We start from the raw sequence: 17,117 nt of genomic DNA on the forward strand, positions 1-17,117 counted from the left end.
CCGTACGACCCCGGCGAGACGTACCGGCAGCCGTACGGGTGGTACACGCGGTACGCCGTCCGCCCGCTTCGGCGTAACGCATCCGGCCCGGATTCGACGCGCCGCCCGAACACCTGACGGCCCCTGTCCCGCACGGTTCCTGGTCCGTGACACCGGGCACGATCAGGTGTCCGGCGGTTTCGGTGCGTGACGTACCTCGGCCCGCGCGCCCCGTTCCGGGCTCCCGGAGCGGGACATGCGGGGAGCCGCGAAGTGCCAGGAGTGCCGGTTTCGTACGGCAGACTTGAGGCTTGAAGACCGATGCGAAGGATGGGTATGCCGATCACACCTGCCACCGCGACGCACAGTTCGTCGAACGGCACCGTTGAAGCGATCTTGCTGGAACTGGTCGACGAGGACGGCAACACGATCGGTACGGCGGAGAAGCTCGCCGCCCACCAGGCGCCGGGGCAGCTGCACCGGGCGTTCTCGGTGTTCCTCTTCGACGAGCGCGGGCGGATGCTGCTCCAGCAGCGCGCCCTCGGCAAGTACCACTCCCCCGGTGTCTGGTCCAACACCTGCTGCGGCCACCCCTACCCCGGCGAGGCACCCTTCGCGGCGGCGGCCCGGCGGACGTACGAGGAGCTGGGCGTCTCCCCGTCACTGCTCGCCGAGGCCGGCACGGTCCGTTACAACCACCCGGACCCGGACTCGGGCCTGGTGGAGCAGGAGTACAACCACCTCTTCGTCGGGATGGTGCAGTCGCCGCTGCGCCCCGACCCGGCAGAGGTCGAGGCGACGGCATTCGTGAGCGCCGCCGAGCTGGCGGAGCGCCACGCCAAGGAGACCTTCTCCTCGTGGTTCATGACGGTCCTGGACGCGGCGCGTCCGGCGGTCAGGGAACTGACGGGCCCGTCCGCCGACTGGTGAACGGAGCGCTTCGTCAGACCACGCTCGGAGTGAGCGGCAGGGCGGCCCAGATCACCTTGCCGCCGCTCGACGTGTGCTCGACGTCGCACACCCCGCCCGATTCCCTGGTGACCTCCCTCACGAGCAGCAGGCCCCGGCCACCGGTCTGCCCGTGGTCGGCCTCCAGGGCGGTCGGGCGGTAGGGGTGGTTGTCCTCCACGGAGACCCGCACCCACTCGGCGCCGACGGCGACCTCCACGGCCAGCACCGGCGAGAGGAGCGCCGCGTGCCGGACCGCGTTGGTGACCAGTTCGGAAACGATCAGCAGGAGCCCCTGGACGAGTTCGTCCGAGACGGGCACCCCTTGGCGGACCAGCAGGTCCCGCACGGCATGCCGCGCCTGCGGAACCGAGGCATCGACAGCCGGGGCGGTGAACCGCCACACTCCCTCGTACGGAAGCGGGCCCGGAGGTCTCCCGTCGGGAGGCATCTCCCCGCCGCCTCCGGAACTCGGGTCGGACCCCCGCCCGAGGTCGTCCATCGTCCGGTCGCCGCCCTTGCGCTCGATTGTCACCACGCAATGAGTGTTGATAGTGGGCAGGTCCGTACCGGATAACTGAACAGAAGTCAGCGACTATCGACAGCTTCTGATCGTCGGCGTATGACACGGTCAGTTGTGGGACTGTTCCTGTCCCCGTTGTGCCAACTTCGAGATCTGTTCGGGTTGTACGGGTTTGACGCCGGGCTCGTCCGATTGGTTCCGCACGGTGCGGTGACGCGGTGTGGATAACATCCGGCTCATGGAGCCTCAGTTGCAGCACAGCGTCACCGACGGGGTCGCCACCGTCGTCATCGACCATCCGGCCAAGCGCAATGCCATGACGGCCGGCATGTGGCGGGCGCTGCCGTCCTTGCTCGACGAGTTGACCGGTGACGCCGATGTCCACGCGCTGGTGCTCACCGGTGAGGGTGACACTTTCTGTGCCGGAGCCGACATCTCGACGCTGCGGAGTTCGCCGGACGAGGCACAGGGCCTGGCCGTGCTCGCCGAGGAAGCGCTCGCGGCGTTCCCGAAGCCGACGCTCGCGGCGATCCGCGGTTACTGCGTGGGCGGCGGGTCCCAGCTCGCGGCGGCCTGCGATCTGCGGTTCGCGGAGGAAGGGGCGCGGTTCGGGGTGACTCCGGCGAAGCTCGGGATCGTCTATCCGTCGTCCTCCACCCGGCGGTTGGTGTCTCTGGTGGGCCCGCCCACCGCCAAGTACCTGCTGTTCTCGGGAGAGTTGATCGACGCGGAGCGGGCCCTGCGCACGGGGTTCGTGGACGAGGTGCTGCCCGAGGGTGAACTCGACAAGCGTGTCGGTGAGTTCACGCGTCTGCTGGCCACGCGGTCACTGCTGACCCAGGCGGCGGCCAAGGAGTTCGCGAACGGACACATGGACCGGGACGCGTACTGGACCGAGCGGGCGCGGGGCAGCGGCGACACCGCGGAGGGGGTCGCCGCGTTCCTTGAGCGCCGCGAGCCGCGCTTCACCTGGCCGGCGTCAGGCTGAGGCATCGGTGCCGCGCCACTGCGCGACCAGATCGGCCGGGGCCTTCTCCGGGGACCCCGCGTCGTAGGGCGGCCGCGGGTCGTACTCGGTGAGCAGCTGGACGGACTGGGCGGCCCGTTCACCGGCGATCCTGCCCACCAGGGTGAGCCCCATGTCGATGCCCGCCGACACCCCGGCCGCGGTGACGTACTTGCCGTCGGTCACCACGCGCTCGCCGGTCGGCTCGGCTCCGAACTGCTCCAGTTCCTCCAGCGCGAGCCAGTGCGAGGTGGCCCGGCGGCCCTTGAGCAGGCCCGCGGCGGCAAGGATCAACGAACCCGTGCACACGGATGTCGTCCACGTGGTGGTGACATCGGCGGCGCGCAGCCAGTCGAGCATGACGGCGTTGCCCATCTCGGCGCTCGGGTCGGGGCCACCGGGGACGACGAGCATGTCGAGGCTCGGGACCTCGGCGAAGGAGCGGTCGGCGACCAGGGAGAGGCTGTCCCGGTCGTCCCGTACGGGACCCCTGCGCTCGGCGACGAGGACGACTTCGGCGTCCGGGATGCCGCCGAGCATCTGGTAAGGACCGATGGCGTCGAGGACGGTGAAGCGCTCGTAGAGGACGATCGCGACCTGCATGGAGTTCCCTTCGGGGAGCGGCCGCCGGTCAGCGGGCGGGTGCGGGGCGAAAGCGGCGGCGGTACTCGGCCGGGGCCGAGCCGAGGGTTCTGACGAAGGCGCGGCGCATCGCCTCCGGGGTGCCGTAGCCGCAGATGCGGGAGATCTCCTCGATGCCGTCGGTGGTGTCCTCCAGGAGGCGCCGGGCGTGTTCGAGGCGGACCTGTTCGACGTAGCGGCCGGGTGTCGTGCCGGTCTCGGTCTGGAAGGCGCGGGCGAAGTGGCGGGGCGAGAGCCGGGCGCGGGCGGCGAGGCATTCGACGCTCAGGTCCGCGCCCGGGTGTTCGGTGATCCACTGCTGGACCTCGCGCAGGGGTTCGCGCTGGGCGGTCTGGGCGGCCAGCTGGACGCTGAACTGGGCCTGGTTGCCCGGGCGCCGGAGGAAGACGACCAGGTGGCGCGCGATGGTGAGCGCGGCCTCGCGCCCGAGGTCCTCCTCGACGAGCGCGAGGGCCAGGTCGATACCGGAGGTGACGCCCGCCGAGGTGGAGACATGCCCGTCGCGTACGTAGATGGGGTCCGGGTCGACCTCGACCGCCGGGTGGTCGCGGGCGAGCTGCTCGCAGTACGCCCAGTGGGTCGTCGCGCGGCGGCCGTCCAGGAGGCCCGCCCTCGCGAGCAGCACGGCGCCGGTACAGACCGAGACCAGCCGCTCGGCGCGCGGGCCGTGCTCACGCAGCCAGTCGGTCAGACGGGGGTCCGGGTTCCGGGTGCCCGCGCCGCCGGGGACGAGCAGGGTGTGCGGGGTGGGCGCGTCGGCGAGTGTGTGGTCCGGGACCAGGGTGAGTCCGCTGGACGTGCGCACCGGGGCGCCGTCCAGGGAGGCGGTGCGGATTCGGTACGAGCCGGCGTGGCGCTTCTCGGCGCCCGCGAAGACCTCCACGGGGCCCGTGACGTCGAGGCTCTGCACATCGTCGAAGAGGACGACCAGGACGGTTCGCATGTCCTCGATTGTTGGCGGGCGCGGCGATGTCCGCAATGACGAGCACCCCACTTTTTCTGCCACGCCCACCCACTTGTGCCTCCCGGGATTCCCTGCGTACCAACCAGTCGGTAACGTGCGGGGCATGACCACATCTCTGCCGGAGCGTGCCGGGCGGCGCTGCCACAACGTCCTCAACTCGATCGCCGCGACGCTGTACTTCTCTCCCGACCTTGGCCGGGAACTGGCCGCGATCGGGATCAAGGACAGCAACGGCGCGTACTTCGCGACCCGGGCGGCGGCCATGGGCGCGGTGGGCCCGGGCACCGTGACGGCGACGTTCTACAACTTCAGCCACGAGCTGGTGGCGGAGCACGTGCCCGCGGTGTGGCTCACAGCCTCCCCGGAGACCGTGCTCGCGGCACGCGAGAGCGCCATCGACGCGACGCTGCGGCGGCTGCTCGGCGAGGAGGTCATCGCCTCCGAGGAGGTGGCCGAGGCGGCGGAGCTCGGACTGCGGGCGGCCGAGGCCTGTACCAGGAGCGCGCGCCCGCTGTACGCCGCCCACGCGGACCTGCCCGTCCCCGACGCACCGCACCTCGCCCTCTACCACGCGGCCACACTGCTGCGTGAGCACCGCGGCGACGGTCACCTCGCGGCGCTGCTCGACGCGGAACTCGACCCGGTCGAGGCCCTGGTGAGCCACACCGCGACCGGCAGGGGCATGACCCCGAAGTGGGCGCTGGGCACGCGCGGCTGGCCACGTACGGACTGGGAGGCGGCAGTCGTACGGCTACGGGAGCGCGGACTGCTCGACCCCGAGGGCGAGTTGGAGTTGACCGAGGCGGGAGTGGCCCTCCGCAAGGAGATCGAGGCGCGGACGGACCGGCTGGACCGTGCGCCGTACGAGCATCTTGGCGCCGCGGGCGTGGAACGGCTCACGGAGCTCGCGAAGAAGCCGCTGCTGACGGCTTTCGCCGCCGGTGCGTATCCGGAAGGCATGATCGGCAAAGGATGAGGTACCCGTACATCTCCCGGCACCACGGCTCGGGAGACGAAAGGGGAAACTTATGTTCCGCGCGATCGCAGACGTCCTGCGGCAGATCGGCTCGGCGATAGCCACGGTCGTCACGCTGCCGTTCCGGGCACTGGCACGGCTGTTCGGGGGCGCCTCGCACTCCGGGCGGTCCCGCAGGACCTGAGGAACCCCGGCCCGGGGTCCGGTTTCGGGCCCGGTCCGGGTTCCGTTGCCGCCCTGATCCACCGTTGTCGGTGTCACCTGCCACAATTGCCGCGCAACCCCAGTGGAGAAGGCGGTACGGGATCGTGACGACACCCCTCGTAGGGTCCATCGAAGGCAGGATCGCCGAGGAGCTCGGCGTACGGGAGAGGCAGGTCAAGGCCGCCGTCGACTTGCTCGACGGCGGTTCGACGGTGCCCTTCATCGCCCGCTACCGCAAGGAAGCGACCGAGATGCTCGACGATGCGCAGCTGCGCACCCTCGAGGAGCGGCTGCGCTATCTGCGGGAGCTGGAGGAGCGGCGCACCGCGATTCTTGAATCGGTGCGCGAGCAGGACAAGCTCACCCCGGAGATCGAGGCGCAGATCCGGGGCGCCGAGACGAAGGCGCGTCTTGAGGACATCTACCTGCCGTTCAAGCCGAAGCGGCGGACGAAGGCGCAGATCGCGCGCGAGGCGGGTCTGGAGCCGCTGGCCGAGGGGCTGCTCCGGGACGCGTCGGTCGACCCGCTCGCCGCAGCGGCCGCCTTCGTCGACGCCGACAAGGGCGTCGCCGATCCGCAGGCCGCCCTTGACGGCGCCCGGTCGATCCTCACCGAGCGGTTCTCCGAGGACGCCGACCTGGTCGGCGAGCTGCGCGAGCGCATGTGGGTGCGCGGGCGGCTCGTCGCCAAGGTGCGGGAGGGCAAGGAGGAGGCCGGCGCGAAGTTCGCCGACTACTTCGACTTCGCCGAGCCCTTCAAGGCGCTGCCCTCACACCGCGTCCTCGCCATGCTGCGCGGCGAGAAGGAGGACGTCCTCGACCTCGTCCTGGAGCCCGAGGAGCCTTCCGAGCAGCCCGGTCCTTCCTCGTACGAGGGGATCGTCGCCCACCGTTTCCAGATCGCCGACCGCGGCCGCCCCGGCGACAAATGGCTCACGGACACGGTCCGCTGGGCCTGGCGGACCCGCCTTCTCGTGCACCTCGGCATCGACCTGCGGCTTCGGCTGCGGACGGGCGCCGAGGACGAGGCGGTCAACGTGTTCGCGTCGAACCTGCGGGACCTGCTGCTCGCCGCCCCGGCGGGCACGCGCGCGACGCTGGGTCTCGACCCCGGGTTCCGTACCGGCGTGAAGGTGGCTGTGGTCGACGCGACCGGCAAGGTCGTCGCGACTGACGTCATCTACCCGCACGTCCCGGCCAACAAGTGGGACGAGGCCATCGCCAAGCTCGCACGGCTCGCCAAGGAGCACGCGGTCGAGCTGATCGCGATCGGCAACGGCACGGCGTCCCGCGAGACGGACAAGCTCGCCGGTGAACTCATCACCAAACACCCCGAGTTGAACGTCACCAAGGTGATGGTCTCCGAGGCCGGGGCGTCGGTGTACTCGGCGTCCGCGTTCGCCTCGCAGGAGCTGCCCGACATGGACGTGTCGATTCGCGGTGCCGTGTCCATCGCGCGCCGGCTCCAGGACCCGCTCGCCGAGCTGGTGAAGATCGACCCGAAGTCCATCGGGGTCGGGCAGTACCAGCACGACCTGTCCGAGGTGAAGCTGTCCCGGTCGCTGGACGCGGTGGTCGAGGACTGTGTGAACGGCGTGGGTGTGGACGTGAACACCGCGTCGGCGCCGCTGCTCACCCGCGTCTCCGGAATCACCTCCGGGCTCGCCGAGAACATCGTGTCCCACCGCGACGCGAACGGGCCTTTCCGGTCCCGTACCGCCCTCAAGAACGTGGCCCGGCTCGGACCGAAGGCGTACGAGCAGTGCGCGGGTTTCCTGCGGATCCGGGGCGGGGACGATCCGCTGGACGCGTCCAGCGTGCACCCCGAGGCATACCCCGTGGTGCGGCGCATGGTGAAGACGGCGGGGAACGAAGTCGCTTCGCTGATCGGCAACTCCGGGGTGCTGCGCTCGCTCAAGCCGGTCGACTTCGTGGACGAGACGTTCGGTCTGCCGACCGTGACGGACATCCTGAAGGAGCTGGAGAAGCCGGGGCGTGACCCCCGGCCCGCGTTCAAGACGGCGACCTTCAAGGACGGTGTCGAGAAGCTCTCCGACCTCGTGTCCGGGATGGTGCTCGAAGGGGTCGTCACGAATGTCGCCGCCTTCGGGGCGTTCGTGGATGTGGGTGTCCACCAGGACGGTCTTGTGCACGTGTCCGCGATGTCCAAGACCTTCGTCAAGGACCCTCGGGATGTGGTGAAGCCCGGGGACATCGTCAAGGTGAAGGTGCTTGAGATCGACATTCCGCGGAAGCGGGTTTCGTTGACGCTGCGGTTGGACGATGAGGCGGTGCCTCAAGGGGAGCAGCAGGGTGGGGGGCGGGCCCAGCGTGGAGGGCGGCCGCCTCAGCAGCGGCAGCAGCCACGCCAAGGGCAGGGGCAGGGGCGCTCCGGTGGGGGGTCCCGGCAGGCGGCACCGCCGCCTGCCAACAGTGCGATGGCGGATGCGTTGCGGCGGGCGGGGTTGACGGATCCCAAGCGGGGGCGGGGCTGAGGTTTCGGTGGCGCCGGGGGTGGGGGAGGGTTTTTCGCCCCCTCCGCCCCTACCCGTCCCGTACCTGGGGGCTCCGCCCCCAGACCCCCGCTGTCGGCCTGAACGGCCTCGTCCTCAAACGCCGGACGGGCTGAAAGATCTCCGGCGCGGGTGAGATTTTCAGCCCCTCCGGCGTTTGAGGAGCGGGGTCTGGGGCGGAGCCCCAGGAACAAGGGACGGGAAGGGGCGGAGGGGGCGAATGAAGCCCTCCCCCGCTACCGCTCCGTCACCTTGCCCCCCGCCACCTCCAGGCGGCGGGTCGTGTGGACCGCGTCCAGCATCCGACGGTCGTGCGTGACCAGGAGCAGCGTGCCTTCGTAGGCGTCGAGGGCCGACTCCAGTTGCTCGATCGCGGCGAGGTCGAGGTGGTTGGTCGGTTCGTCGAGGACGAGGAGGTTGACGCCTCTGCCCTGGAGGAGGGCCAGGGCAGAGCGGGTGCGCTCGCCCGGGGAGAGGGTGGCCGCGGGGCGCAGCACGTGGTGGGACTTGAGGCCGAACTTGGCGAGGAGGGTGCGGACTTCGGCGGGCTCGGTGTCGGGGACGGCCGCGCCGAACGCGTCGAGCAGCGGTTCGGTGCCGAGGAAGAGCTTGCGGGCCTGGTCGACCTCGCCGACGACGACGCCGGGGCCGAGGGCGGCATGCCCGGCGTCCAGCGGGACGCGGCCGAGCAGGGCGCCCAGGAGCGTCGACTTGCCCGCGCCGTTCGCGCCGGTGACCGCGACGCGGTCCGCCCAGTCGATCTGCAGCGTCACCGGGCCGAAGCTGAAGTCACCGCGCCGCACCTGAGCGTCACGCAGCGTGGCGACGACCGCGCCGGACCGCGGGGCCGACGCGATTTCCATCCGCAGTTCCCATTCCTTGCGCGGCTCGTCGACGACGTCGAGGCGTTCGATCATGCGCTGGGTCTGCCGGGCCTTCGAGGCCTGCTTCTCGCTGGCCTCGCTGCGGAACTTGCGGCCGATCTTGTCGTTGTCGTTGCTCGCCTTGCGCCGGGCGTTCTTCACGCCCTTGTCCATCCAGCCGCGCTGCATCTGGGCGCGCCCCTCCAGCGCCGACCGTTTGTCGGCGTACTCGTCGAAGTCCTCACGGGCATGCCGGCGTGCGGTGTCGCGCTCCTCCAGGTATGCCTCGTAACCGCCGCCGTACAGCGTGATCTGCTGTTGCACCAGGTCGAGTTCGAGCACCTTGGTGACCGTGCGGGTCAGGAACTCCCGGTCGTGGCTGACGACGACCGTGCCCGCGCGCAGGCCGCTCACGAATCGCTCGAGCCTCTCCAGGCCGTCCAGATCCAGGTCGTTCGTCGGCTCGTCGAGGAGGAACACGTCGTAGCGGGACAGCAGGAGGGACGCGAGTCCGGCGCGGGCCGCCTGGCCGCCGGACAGTGAGGTCATCAGCTGGTCGAGGCCGACGCCGAGTCCGAGGGAGTCGGCGACCTCCTCGGCACGCTCGTCGAGGTCGGCGCCGCCGAGGTCGAGCCAGCGCTCCAGGCTGGTGGAGTACGCGTCGTCCGCACCGGGCGCGCCATCGACGAGCGCCTGGGTGGCCTCGTCCATCACGCGCTGGGCCTCGGCCACGCCCGTGCGGCGCGCGAGGAAGTCCCGTACGGACTCGCCCTCCCGGCGTTCCGGTTCCTGCGGCAGATGCCCGACGGTCGCCGACGGCGGGGAGAGCCGCAGCTCGCCCTGTTCCGGCGCGAGGAGACCGGCGAGCAGTCGGAGCAGCGTGGACTTGCCCGCGCCGTTGGCACCGACCAGCCCGATCACGTCGCCGGGCGCGACGACGAGGTCGAGTCCGGCGAAGAGGGAGCGGTCGCCGTGTCCGGCGGCGAGATTCTTGGCGACGAGGGTGGCAGTCATCAGATGGCCGATCTTAACGGCCCCGCCGCCGTCCCATCGCCCCGGTTTTCCGTTGGCCATCGCCACGGTTTCCGTGGTCCATCGCTCCGGTTTCCGTGGGCCGTCTCCCCGGTTCTCAGTGAACCGCTGTCAGTGGACCATCGCCTCCACCAGCACACTCCCCGAGGTACGCGCGACGATGAAGGACTCCCCCCGCACGGCCTTGGCGTCCAGCGCGAGCCGGTGCCGGCCCGCCTCCAGGACCCCGTCGAAGACCTCCTGCGCGTGGGTGCGGTACAGGCGGTCGAGACGGTACGCCGTCAGCTGGACGCGGCAGGTCGAGGTGACCTCGATGCCCGCCTCGCCGTCGGCCGCGACCAGCCGCGTGAGTCGGCGCAGTTCGCGCGGGCTGCGGTCCAGAGCGTGTTCTATCTGGGCGACGAGGAGCGGAATGATCGGGGCGAGGCCCTCGACGTACGTCACCTCGACGCTCGCGCGGTCGAAGGACTGTCGTACGGCGGCACGTTCCTCCTCGCCCACGGCGCGGCCGAAGGCCACCGCGCCATAGTTGCGGAGTTCGTCGGCCGGGACGTCCGTGGCGTCCCGTGTGATGTCGGCGCCGATGCCGATGGTGCGCAGGGCGGCGGCGAGCTTGGCGAGGACGGCGACCCGGGCGCCGATGAGGAGGACCCGGCGGCGGGGTCCGGAGTCGCCGTTCAGCAGGGAGTTCAGGGCGCTTCGGTACTCGGCGCCGTGGAAGCGGAACGGTCCTATCCCGTGGTAGCCGTTGAGCTCCAGATCGGGCCGCTCGTCGGTCTGCCAGGCGAAGTCGCGCCACACATAGTCGTCGCCGGCCTTCTCGATGACGGCGGTGACGGCGCCGCAATCGAGGCCCTCGCACTCGGGGCAGCCGTAGATGACGTACCGGCCACCGTCGAGCGGAGCGTCGGCCTCAAGGAGAAGGCTGCGCACCTGGGCGGTGAAGATCGCGGGCGGTACGTCGGAGGCGAGCGGGGAGACGGCGTCGAGGTCGGAGAGCTGGAAAAGCAGCGGGCGGCCGTCGACGATGAAGTCGACGAAATCCCGGTGCACTTGGTAGTCACCGTTGGCGAGGACTCCACCGGCACGCATCGCCGGTGCCAGGCCAAAGGTCGCGTACTCGGCAGACATGCTGTGAGTATCCCCAGAGTGGGAGTGATCTGAGCACGGCATGACATATTCCGCTACCGTCCCGGCGTGAAGACCGAGCGAGGCGACGATGTGATCGTGGTCGGCAGCGGCGTCATCGGGCTGACGACGGCCGTTGTTCTGGCCGAGAGCGGCAGGCGCGTACGGGTGTGGGCGCGGGAGCCCGCCGAGCGGACCACCTCGGCGGTTGCGGGCGCGCTGTGGTGGCCGTACCGCATCGAGCCGGAGACACTGGCCCGCGACTGGGCCCTCCAATCACTCTCCGTGTACGAGGAGTTGGCGGCGCGGCCCGAGGAGACGGGCGTACGCATGGTCGAGGGCGTACTGGGTGAGTCGCGGCTGGACGAACAGGGTCCGTGGGTGGCCGCCCGGGTGCCGGGGCTGCGGGCCTCGACGCCTGCGGAGTACGCGGGGACCGGCCTGTGGGCCCGGCTGCCGCTGCTGGACATGCCGGTGCATCTGCGGTGGCTGCGCGAGCGGTTCCTGCGGGCCGGAGGGGCGTTCGAGGTCCGCCCGCTGACTGACCTCACGGAGGCGGCGGCACCGGTCGTCGTCAACTGCACGGGGCTCGGCGCCCGCGACCTCGTACCGGATCCGGCCGTACGGCCCGTGCGTGGGCAGCTCGTGATCGTGGAGAACCCCGGCGTCACCACCTGGCTGGTGTCGACCGACGCGGCCGCCGGGACGACCACGTACCTCTTCCCGCAGCCGGACCGGCTGGTCCTGGGCGGCACGACCGACGAGGACGACTGGTCGCTGACGCCCGACCCGGCCGCGGCCGCCGAGATCGTCGAGCGGTGTGCGGCACTGCGCCCCGAGATCGCCGGGGCGCGCGTGCTCGGCCACCGGGTGGGTCTGCGGCCGGTGCGCGGCACGGTCCGTCTGGAGCGTGAACCGCTCCCGGACGGACGGGTGTTGGTGCACAACTACGGTCACGGCGGCGCGGGCGTCACGGTGGCGTGGGGGTGTGCTCGGGAGGCGGCGGGGCTCGCCTCCCGCTGACGGTCATCCGCGGTCGCGGGCCGGTTCGAATCCCCGGCCCACGGACAAGCATCCGCGGTCGGGCCGGACCAAGTCCCTTGTCCACGGACAGCCATCCGCGGTCGGGCGCCGGACGAAGTCCCCAACCCACGCACAGTCACCCGTAGTCGGGCCGGATCAATGCCCGACCCACGGACAGCCATCCGCGGTCGGGCCGGACCAAATCCCCGGCCCACCGACGGTCACCCGTGGTCGTGCCCGAGCGGGTCCCCCTCCGTGTCCGTGCCCGGCCCCGGACCGATGGTGATCTCGAAGTCGCCGTCGTACTGCTTGTGTCCCTCGATCACGGCGAGTTCGACGGCTTCGGAGGCCATCTCCCCTCGCACGATGAGCGGGTCCTTGCGCAGGTCACGCAGGAGCGCGACGCACATGCCGATCATCACGATGACGAAGGGTGCGGCAGCGAGGATCGTGAGGTTCTGCAGGCCGGTGAGTGCGTCGCCCTCGCTGCCGGCGAGCAGCATGATGGCGGCGACCGCCCCGGTCAGGACACCCCAGAACACCACCACGAACCGGCCGGGTTCGAGCGCGCCCCTCTGGGAGAGCGCGCCCATCACGATGGACGCCGCGTCCGCTCCCGAGACGAAGAAGATGCCGACCAGGATCATCACGAGCAGGCTGGTGGCGGTGGCGATGGGAAACTCGGCCAACACACCGAAGAGTTGGCCCTCCGGTGTCGACTCGCCACCGAGGTGCCCGGTCTCCTTCAGCTTCATCGACGTACCGCCGAAGATCGCGAACCAGACCAGGCTGACACTGCTGGGGACGAGGATCACGCCGCCGACGAACTGCCGGATGGTGCGGCCGCGGCTGATGCGGGCGATGAACATGCCGACGAACGGCGTCCAGGAGATCCACCACGCCCAGTAGAAGACGGTCCAGCTGCCCAGCCAGGCCGCGACGCCCTCGCCGCCGCTGGCCTCGGTGCGGCCGGCGAGCTGGGGCAGGTCACCGAGGTAGGCGAAGATCGAGGTGGGCAGCAGGTCGAGGACGATGATGGTCGGTCCCGCGATGAACACGAAGACGGCGAGGATTAGCGCAAGGACCATGTTGATGTTGGACAGCCACTGGATGCCCTTCTCCACGCCTGAGACGGCCGAGGCCACGAACGCCACCGTCAGCACGGCGATGATCGTGACGAGCAGGCCGTTGCTCACCTTGTCCATCCAGTCCAGCTCCTTGAACCCGGAGCCGATCTGGAGCGCGCCCAGGCCCAGTGAGGCCGCGGAGCCGAAGACGGTGGCGACGATCGCGAGGATGTCGATCACCCGGCCCCAGGCGCCGTTGGCGTGCCGCTCGCCGATGAGTGGTGTGAAGACCGCGCTGATCGTCTGGCGCCGGCGCTTGCGGAAGGTGCTGTAGGCGATGCCGAGGCCGACCACCGCGTAGATCGCCCAGGGGTGCAGCGTCCAGTGGAAGAGGGTGGTGGCCATCGCCGTCTCCATGCGTTCGCCGGAGTCGGCGGGCGTGGTGCCCGGCGGGGGTGTCGTGTAGTGCGCCAGCGGCTCGCTCACGCCGTAGAACATCAGGCCGATTCCCATGCCGGCGCTGAACATCATCGCGACCCATGACACGGTGCGGAACTCGGGCTCCTCGCCCTCGTCGCCGAGGTGGATCTTCCCGTAGCGGCTGATCGCGAGCCAGAGCGCGAAGACCACGAAGCAGGAGGCGGCCAGCATGAAGGCCCAACCGCCGTTGTGGATCAACCCGTTGAGCATCGTGGTGGAGGCGCTCTCCAGCGAGTCGGTCGCGACCGAGCCCCAGATCACGAACGCGACGGTGAGCACGGCGGTGACGCCGAACACCACGCGATCCGTCCGCCCGCCGTGAGCCGTCTCTTCATTTTGCCCCGTCATGGGCTGCACCTTTCACAATAGGGCGTATGGGAGTTACTGCCCCCATACGCCCTATCACAGGTGCGGCCGCGCTCAGCGTCTCAGCAGTCGGTGTCGGGCTCCCCGGCAGTGAGGTGGTACGGCGCGCGCTCGTCGAGGAGCAGCGGGACGAGAGCGCGCAGGGACTGGCGCAGCGGTACGAGTACGCCGTCGCCCTCGCGTTGTACGCGGACACCGTGCAGGCTCAGCTCGTCGCGCAGGTCCGTGTACTGGTCCGCCGTGAGCCGGTAACCGCAGGGCGGGTCCTGGATCACCTCGGCCGGTTCGGCCGGGTCGTTGTCGGCGCCGCCGAGGTAGACCGGGCCGGTGTCCAGGTAACCCGCGAGCCGGGCTGCCGAGGTGGCCCTCTCGACCTGCTCGCGACGTTCAGCGGTGAAGGTGAACAGGCCTCCCAGCGCGGCCAGTTGGGAGTCGACGCGGCGGCGGTGGTTCAGCGCCGGGTCCGCCTGTTCGGCCTCCGTGAGGGGGTCGACCCGGCTCTCTATGAGGAGTCCCGCGGAGTGTTTGACGCCCGACATGTTCCGCAGGATTCGTTCCTGTCCGTCCCCCGCCACCTGCTGGATCGGATCGCCGGTCACGGGGTCGGTCCAGATGCCGTACGTGCCCGTCGAGTACCCCTCGTCCTGGGCGGCGGGCCGTACGTAGTCGAGTGACAGGGTCTGCGCCTCGTCGTGCACGGCCGTGTCCGTGTTGAGGTTGCGCGGCCACAGGTCGAAGAGGTCCTTGTCGTAGTACGGGGGCGTGGCGCCGTACTCGTGCAGGTCGTAGACGATGTCGGGCTTGCGGTCGCGGAGGACCGCGGCCGTCGCGCGGGCCTCGGCGGTCTGGAGGGCGAGGTGGTCGCGGTTGATGTCGACGCCGTCGCTGTTGCCGCGGGTGTCTGCGGCGCGGCCGTCCGGGTTGGCGGTGGGCACGACGAGCAGGGTGGTTGTCTTCAGGAAGCTCCGGGTGCGCTGGTCCTTCGCGTACGCCAGGTCGCGGATCGTGGTGAGGCAGGCCTCGCGTCCGGACGGCTCGTCGCCGTGCTGGCTGCACACGAGGAGCACGGTGGTGGCGGCACGGGGTGCGCCGACTCGGACGAGCTGGAGCGGGCGGCCCTGCTTGGTCGTGCCGATCCCGGACACGGAGACACGGTCGCTCGCCTTGTCGAGGGCTGTCAGGAAGTCCTGTTCCTCGGGCTGGCTGGTCCAGCGGGCCCCGTCGGTCTGCTCGAAGCCGGTGCGCGGCGGCTTGTCCGCCGCGTACGCGGGTGCGGTCAGCAGGGGCGCGGCCAGGGCCGTGGCGGTGACCGCCACGGCCAGGGCGCGGATGTGTAAGCCGGTCAACTGCTCTCTCCCGGGACTCGGAGGGCGGCGCGCGGGTCGCGTACGCCGTCGAGGACGGAGGGGCTCGGAGTCGCTGCGGACCCCGTCGTGGCCTTGCTGAAGGCCTTGGCGCCGCCGACCAGCGGGACCTTGGCCGAGGTACGGGCCAGGTCGAGCTTCAGGGTCGGGGTGGTGGACGGCGGGTCGATGAGGTCCTTGTCGGTGCCCGCGACGATGAGTGCGAGCCGGTGGCCCTTGGGGACGACGTGGTCGGTGGCGGCGAGGTCGAGGGTGATCGTGTACGCCTTGCCGGGGGTGAGCGGGACACCCTTCGTCGCCGAGGCGTAGTTGCCGAGGTCGGCCCAGCCGCGGCTGAAGACCGTGTAGTCGACGTCCGCGTTCTTCGACCGGGTCTCCTTGAAGCATGAACTGTCGCCGGTCGTGCTCGGACCCCAGCAGGTGCGGTCGGTGAGCGTGCTGATGCCCTCGCCGGAGGCGGCGTAGTCGCGGATGGTGTCCGGTCCGAGGTCGACAAGTACCGCGGTGAGATGGGCCGTTGAGGTGGTCGGAGTGGCGGTGACCGTCACTTTCGACGAGCCGGACAGGCGCAGATCCCGGGTCAGCGGCTGGGTGACGAAGCCGGCCTTGTCAGGGGTCGGCTGGTCGATGTACGCGGCCCAGTCGGTCTCGCTCAGCTGCGGGTTGTCGGTGAAGGACTCGGTTCCGAAGCCCTTGGTCAGTCCGAGGGTGCCGACGCCCGCCGCGGAGCCGGTGGCCGGGCGGAGGGTTGTCGTGTCGGTGCCGCGGGGCGGCCAGACGCTGGAGGTCACCCACTGGTCGGGGTGGCGCTCGATGTCGGCCATCGGCTCGTCGTCGATGCCGTTGTCGTAGCCGAGGAGTTCGTGGTCGAACCAGCGGTGCAGGGTGTCGACCCACTCGGCTCGGCGGAAGTCGAAGGGGTCGACGTGGCCGGTCTGCGAGATCCAGATCTTGCGGTCGACGCCGTTCTCGGCGAGCGCGTCCCACCACGGGCCGACGTGCTGGGTACGGACGTTGAGGTCCTGAGCGCCGTGGACCAGGAAGACGCTCGCCCTGACCTTGCTCGCGTCCTTCACGTAGTCGCGCTCGGTCCAGAACGAGGTCCAGTCACCGGTGCGCGGTGCCCCGTCGACGATCTTCTGCTGGACCGCGGCGCACTTGGCGCGGGCATCGGGGCTGTCGACGTAGTCGGACAGCCAGTCCGGGCCCGAGTCGTAGAGCGGGGCGCCCTCGCTGAAGTAGTAGTCGTACCAGGAGGAGATAGCGCTGATCGGCACGATGGTTTCGAGACCCTTGACGCCGGTGGCGGCGACGCCGTTGGCGATGGTGCCGTCCCAGCTCTTGCCGATCATGCCGGTCTTGCCGTTGGTCCAGGTGGCCTTGGCGGCGGCGGTGCCGGTGCGCGTGGTGTACGCCTTGGCCCGGCCGTTGAGCCAGTCGACGACCGCCTTCGCGGACTGGATGTCGGAGCGGCCTCCTACGTCCACACAGCCGTCGGAGCGGTTGGTTCCGGCCAGGTCGACGCCGACGAAGGCGTAGCCGCGGGGCACGAAGTAGTTGTCGTAGAACAGCGGCATCTGGACGACGTTGCCGCTCGCGTCGTACGTCTTCTTCTGGCTCTCGTTGCCGCGTCCGCAGCAGGAGTAGTACGGGCTGGCGTCCATGATCACGGGTATCTTGCGGCCCGACGCGGCGAGTTCGCGGGGCCGGACGATGTCGACGGCGACGCGGTCGGTCTTCCCGTCACTGTCGCCGTCCAGACCGGTGTCCACCCACACGGACTCGCGGATCGCGTTGTCGTACGAGTAGATCGGGGTGCTCTCCCGAGGGGCGCTGTGTGCTGCGACCGGGGTGAGCAGGGTTGCCATCAGGGCGGCCGTGGCCGCCGTCGCGAGCGATCTCCAGGTCGTGAAGCGCATACGGCGCGCACGTATCGGCATGCGCGGAAGGTACCCCGGTCGACTCCCGCGCAAAAGAGGGACTGTGAAAGGTCCCTGGGGCGGGATTGCTCATGACGGCCGAATGGCGATCGTGTGACA

General features: G+C 70.3%; 14 protein-coding genes. 6 read left to right on the top strand and 8 right to left on the bottom strand.

Annotated elements, in window-relative coordinates; genetic code table 11:
- The first annotated feature begins 315 nt into the window (after positions 1-315).
- Positions 316-909 carry an isopentenyl-diphosphate Delta-isomerase gene (idi, locus tag AB0N66_RS10925; RefSeq protein WP_365431311.1) on the top strand — a complete coding sequence of 198 codons (594 nt, stop codon included), beginning with the start codon at positions 316-318 and terminating at the stop codon, positions 907-909.
- A gap of 13 nt (positions 910-922) precedes the next feature.
- Here the strand turns inward: idi and AB0N66_RS10930 are convergent, their stop codons facing one another.
- A complete protein-coding gene (locus AB0N66_RS10930) occupies positions 923-1,429 on the bottom strand; it encodes an ATP-binding protein (RefSeq protein WP_365431742.1) in 507 nt (168 codons plus the stop codon).
- A gap of 259 nt (positions 1,430-1,688) precedes the next feature.
- Between AB0N66_RS10930 and AB0N66_RS10935 the strand changes: the two genes are divergently transcribed.
- The gene (locus AB0N66_RS10935; RefSeq protein WP_365431314.1) at positions 1,689-2,438 is read left to right on the top strand and encodes an enoyl-CoA hydratase/isomerase family protein; all 750 of its coding nucleotides are present in this window, start codon (positions 1,689-1,691) and stop codon (positions 2,436-2,438) included.
- Here AB0N66_RS10935 and AB0N66_RS10940 read toward each other — a convergent pair.
- Together AB0N66_RS10940 and AB0N66_RS10945 are read right to left on the bottom strand one after the other, a co-directional pair.
- Positions 2,430-3,059, bottom strand: coding sequence for a DJ-1/PfpI family protein (locus AB0N66_RS10940; protein WP_365431317.1), 630 nt, complete (start codon positions 3,057-3,059; stop codon positions 2,430-2,432). The genes AB0N66_RS10935 and AB0N66_RS10940 overlap by 9 nt on opposite strands.
- A 28-nt stretch (positions 3,060-3,087) precedes the next feature.
- Positions 3,088-4,041, bottom strand: a complete 954-nt coding sequence (locus tag AB0N66_RS10945; protein ID WP_365431320.1) for a GlxA family transcriptional regulator — start codon at positions 4,039-4,041, stop codon at positions 3,088-3,090.
- A gap of 124 nt (positions 4,042-4,165) precedes the next feature.
- On the opposite strand from AB0N66_RS10945, the gene AB0N66_RS10950 reads away from it, so the two are divergent.
- The 3 genes from AB0N66_RS10950 (at position 4,166) to AB0N66_RS10960 (ending at position 7,737) form a co-directional block, all read left to right on the top strand.
- On the top strand, positions 4,166-5,038 hold the full coding sequence (locus AB0N66_RS10950; protein WP_365431323.1) for a hypothetical protein: 873 nt from the start codon (positions 4,166-4,168) through the stop codon (positions 5,036-5,038).
- 52 nt (positions 5,039-5,090) lie between these two features.
- Positions 5,091-5,222: an LPFR motif small protein gene (locus tag AB0N66_RS10955; RefSeq protein WP_365431326.1), complete on the top strand. Its 132-nt coding sequence runs from the start codon at positions 5,091-5,093 to the stop codon at positions 5,220-5,222.
- A gap of 124 nt (positions 5,223-5,346) precedes the next feature.
- Positions 5,347-7,737: a Tex family protein gene (locus AB0N66_RS10960; protein ID WP_365431329.1), complete on the top strand. Its 2,391-nt coding sequence runs from the start codon at positions 5,347-5,349 to the stop codon at positions 7,735-7,737.
- Positions 7,738-7,991: 254 nt separating this feature from the next.
- Here AB0N66_RS10960 and AB0N66_RS10965 read toward each other — a convergent pair whose 3' ends face one another.
- Complete coding sequence (locus AB0N66_RS10965) at positions 7,992-9,632, bottom strand: ABC-F family ATP-binding cassette domain-containing protein (RefSeq protein WP_365431332.1); 1,641 nt, start codon at positions 9,630-9,632, stop codon at positions 7,992-7,994.
- A 129-nt stretch (positions 9,633-9,761) separates the two neighbouring features.
- Positions 9,762-10,781, bottom strand: coding sequence for an oxidoreductase (locus AB0N66_RS10970; RefSeq protein WP_365431335.1), 1,020 nt, complete (start codon positions 10,779-10,781; stop codon positions 9,762-9,764).
- Between the two features lie 66 nt (positions 10,782-10,847).
- Between AB0N66_RS10970 and AB0N66_RS10975 the strand changes: the two genes are divergently transcribed.
- Entirely contained in the window at positions 10,848-11,801 is a 954-nt protein-coding gene (locus tag AB0N66_RS10975) for an FAD-dependent oxidoreductase (protein WP_365431338.1), read from the top strand.
- Between the two features lie 221 nt (positions 11,802-12,022).
- Here the strand turns inward: AB0N66_RS10975 and AB0N66_RS10980 are convergent, their stop codons facing one another.
- From AB0N66_RS10980 to AB0N66_RS10990, 3 genes are all read right to left on the bottom strand, one after another.
- Complete coding sequence (locus AB0N66_RS10980) at positions 12,023-13,696, bottom strand: BCCT family transporter (protein WP_365431341.1); 1,674 nt, start codon at positions 13,694-13,696, stop codon at positions 12,023-12,025.
- A gap of 80 nt (positions 13,697-13,776) precedes the next feature.
- Positions 13,777-15,045, bottom strand: coding sequence for a M14 family metallocarboxypeptidase (locus tag AB0N66_RS10985; RefSeq protein WP_365431745.1), 1,269 nt, complete (start codon positions 15,043-15,045; stop codon positions 13,777-13,779).
- 11 nt (positions 15,046-15,056) lie between these two features.
- Positions 15,057-17,018, bottom strand: a complete 1,962-nt coding sequence (locus AB0N66_RS10990) for a Xaa-Pro dipeptidyl-peptidase (protein WP_365431344.1) — start codon at positions 17,016-17,018, stop codon at positions 15,057-15,059.
- Between the last annotated feature and the right edge of the window lie 99 nt (positions 17,019-17,117).

Origin of the sequence: Streptomyces sp. NPDC093544 (assembly GCF_040683495.1) — a bacterium.
Taxonomy (GTDB): Bacteria; Actinomycetota; Actinomycetes; order Streptomycetales; family Streptomycetaceae; genus Streptomyces.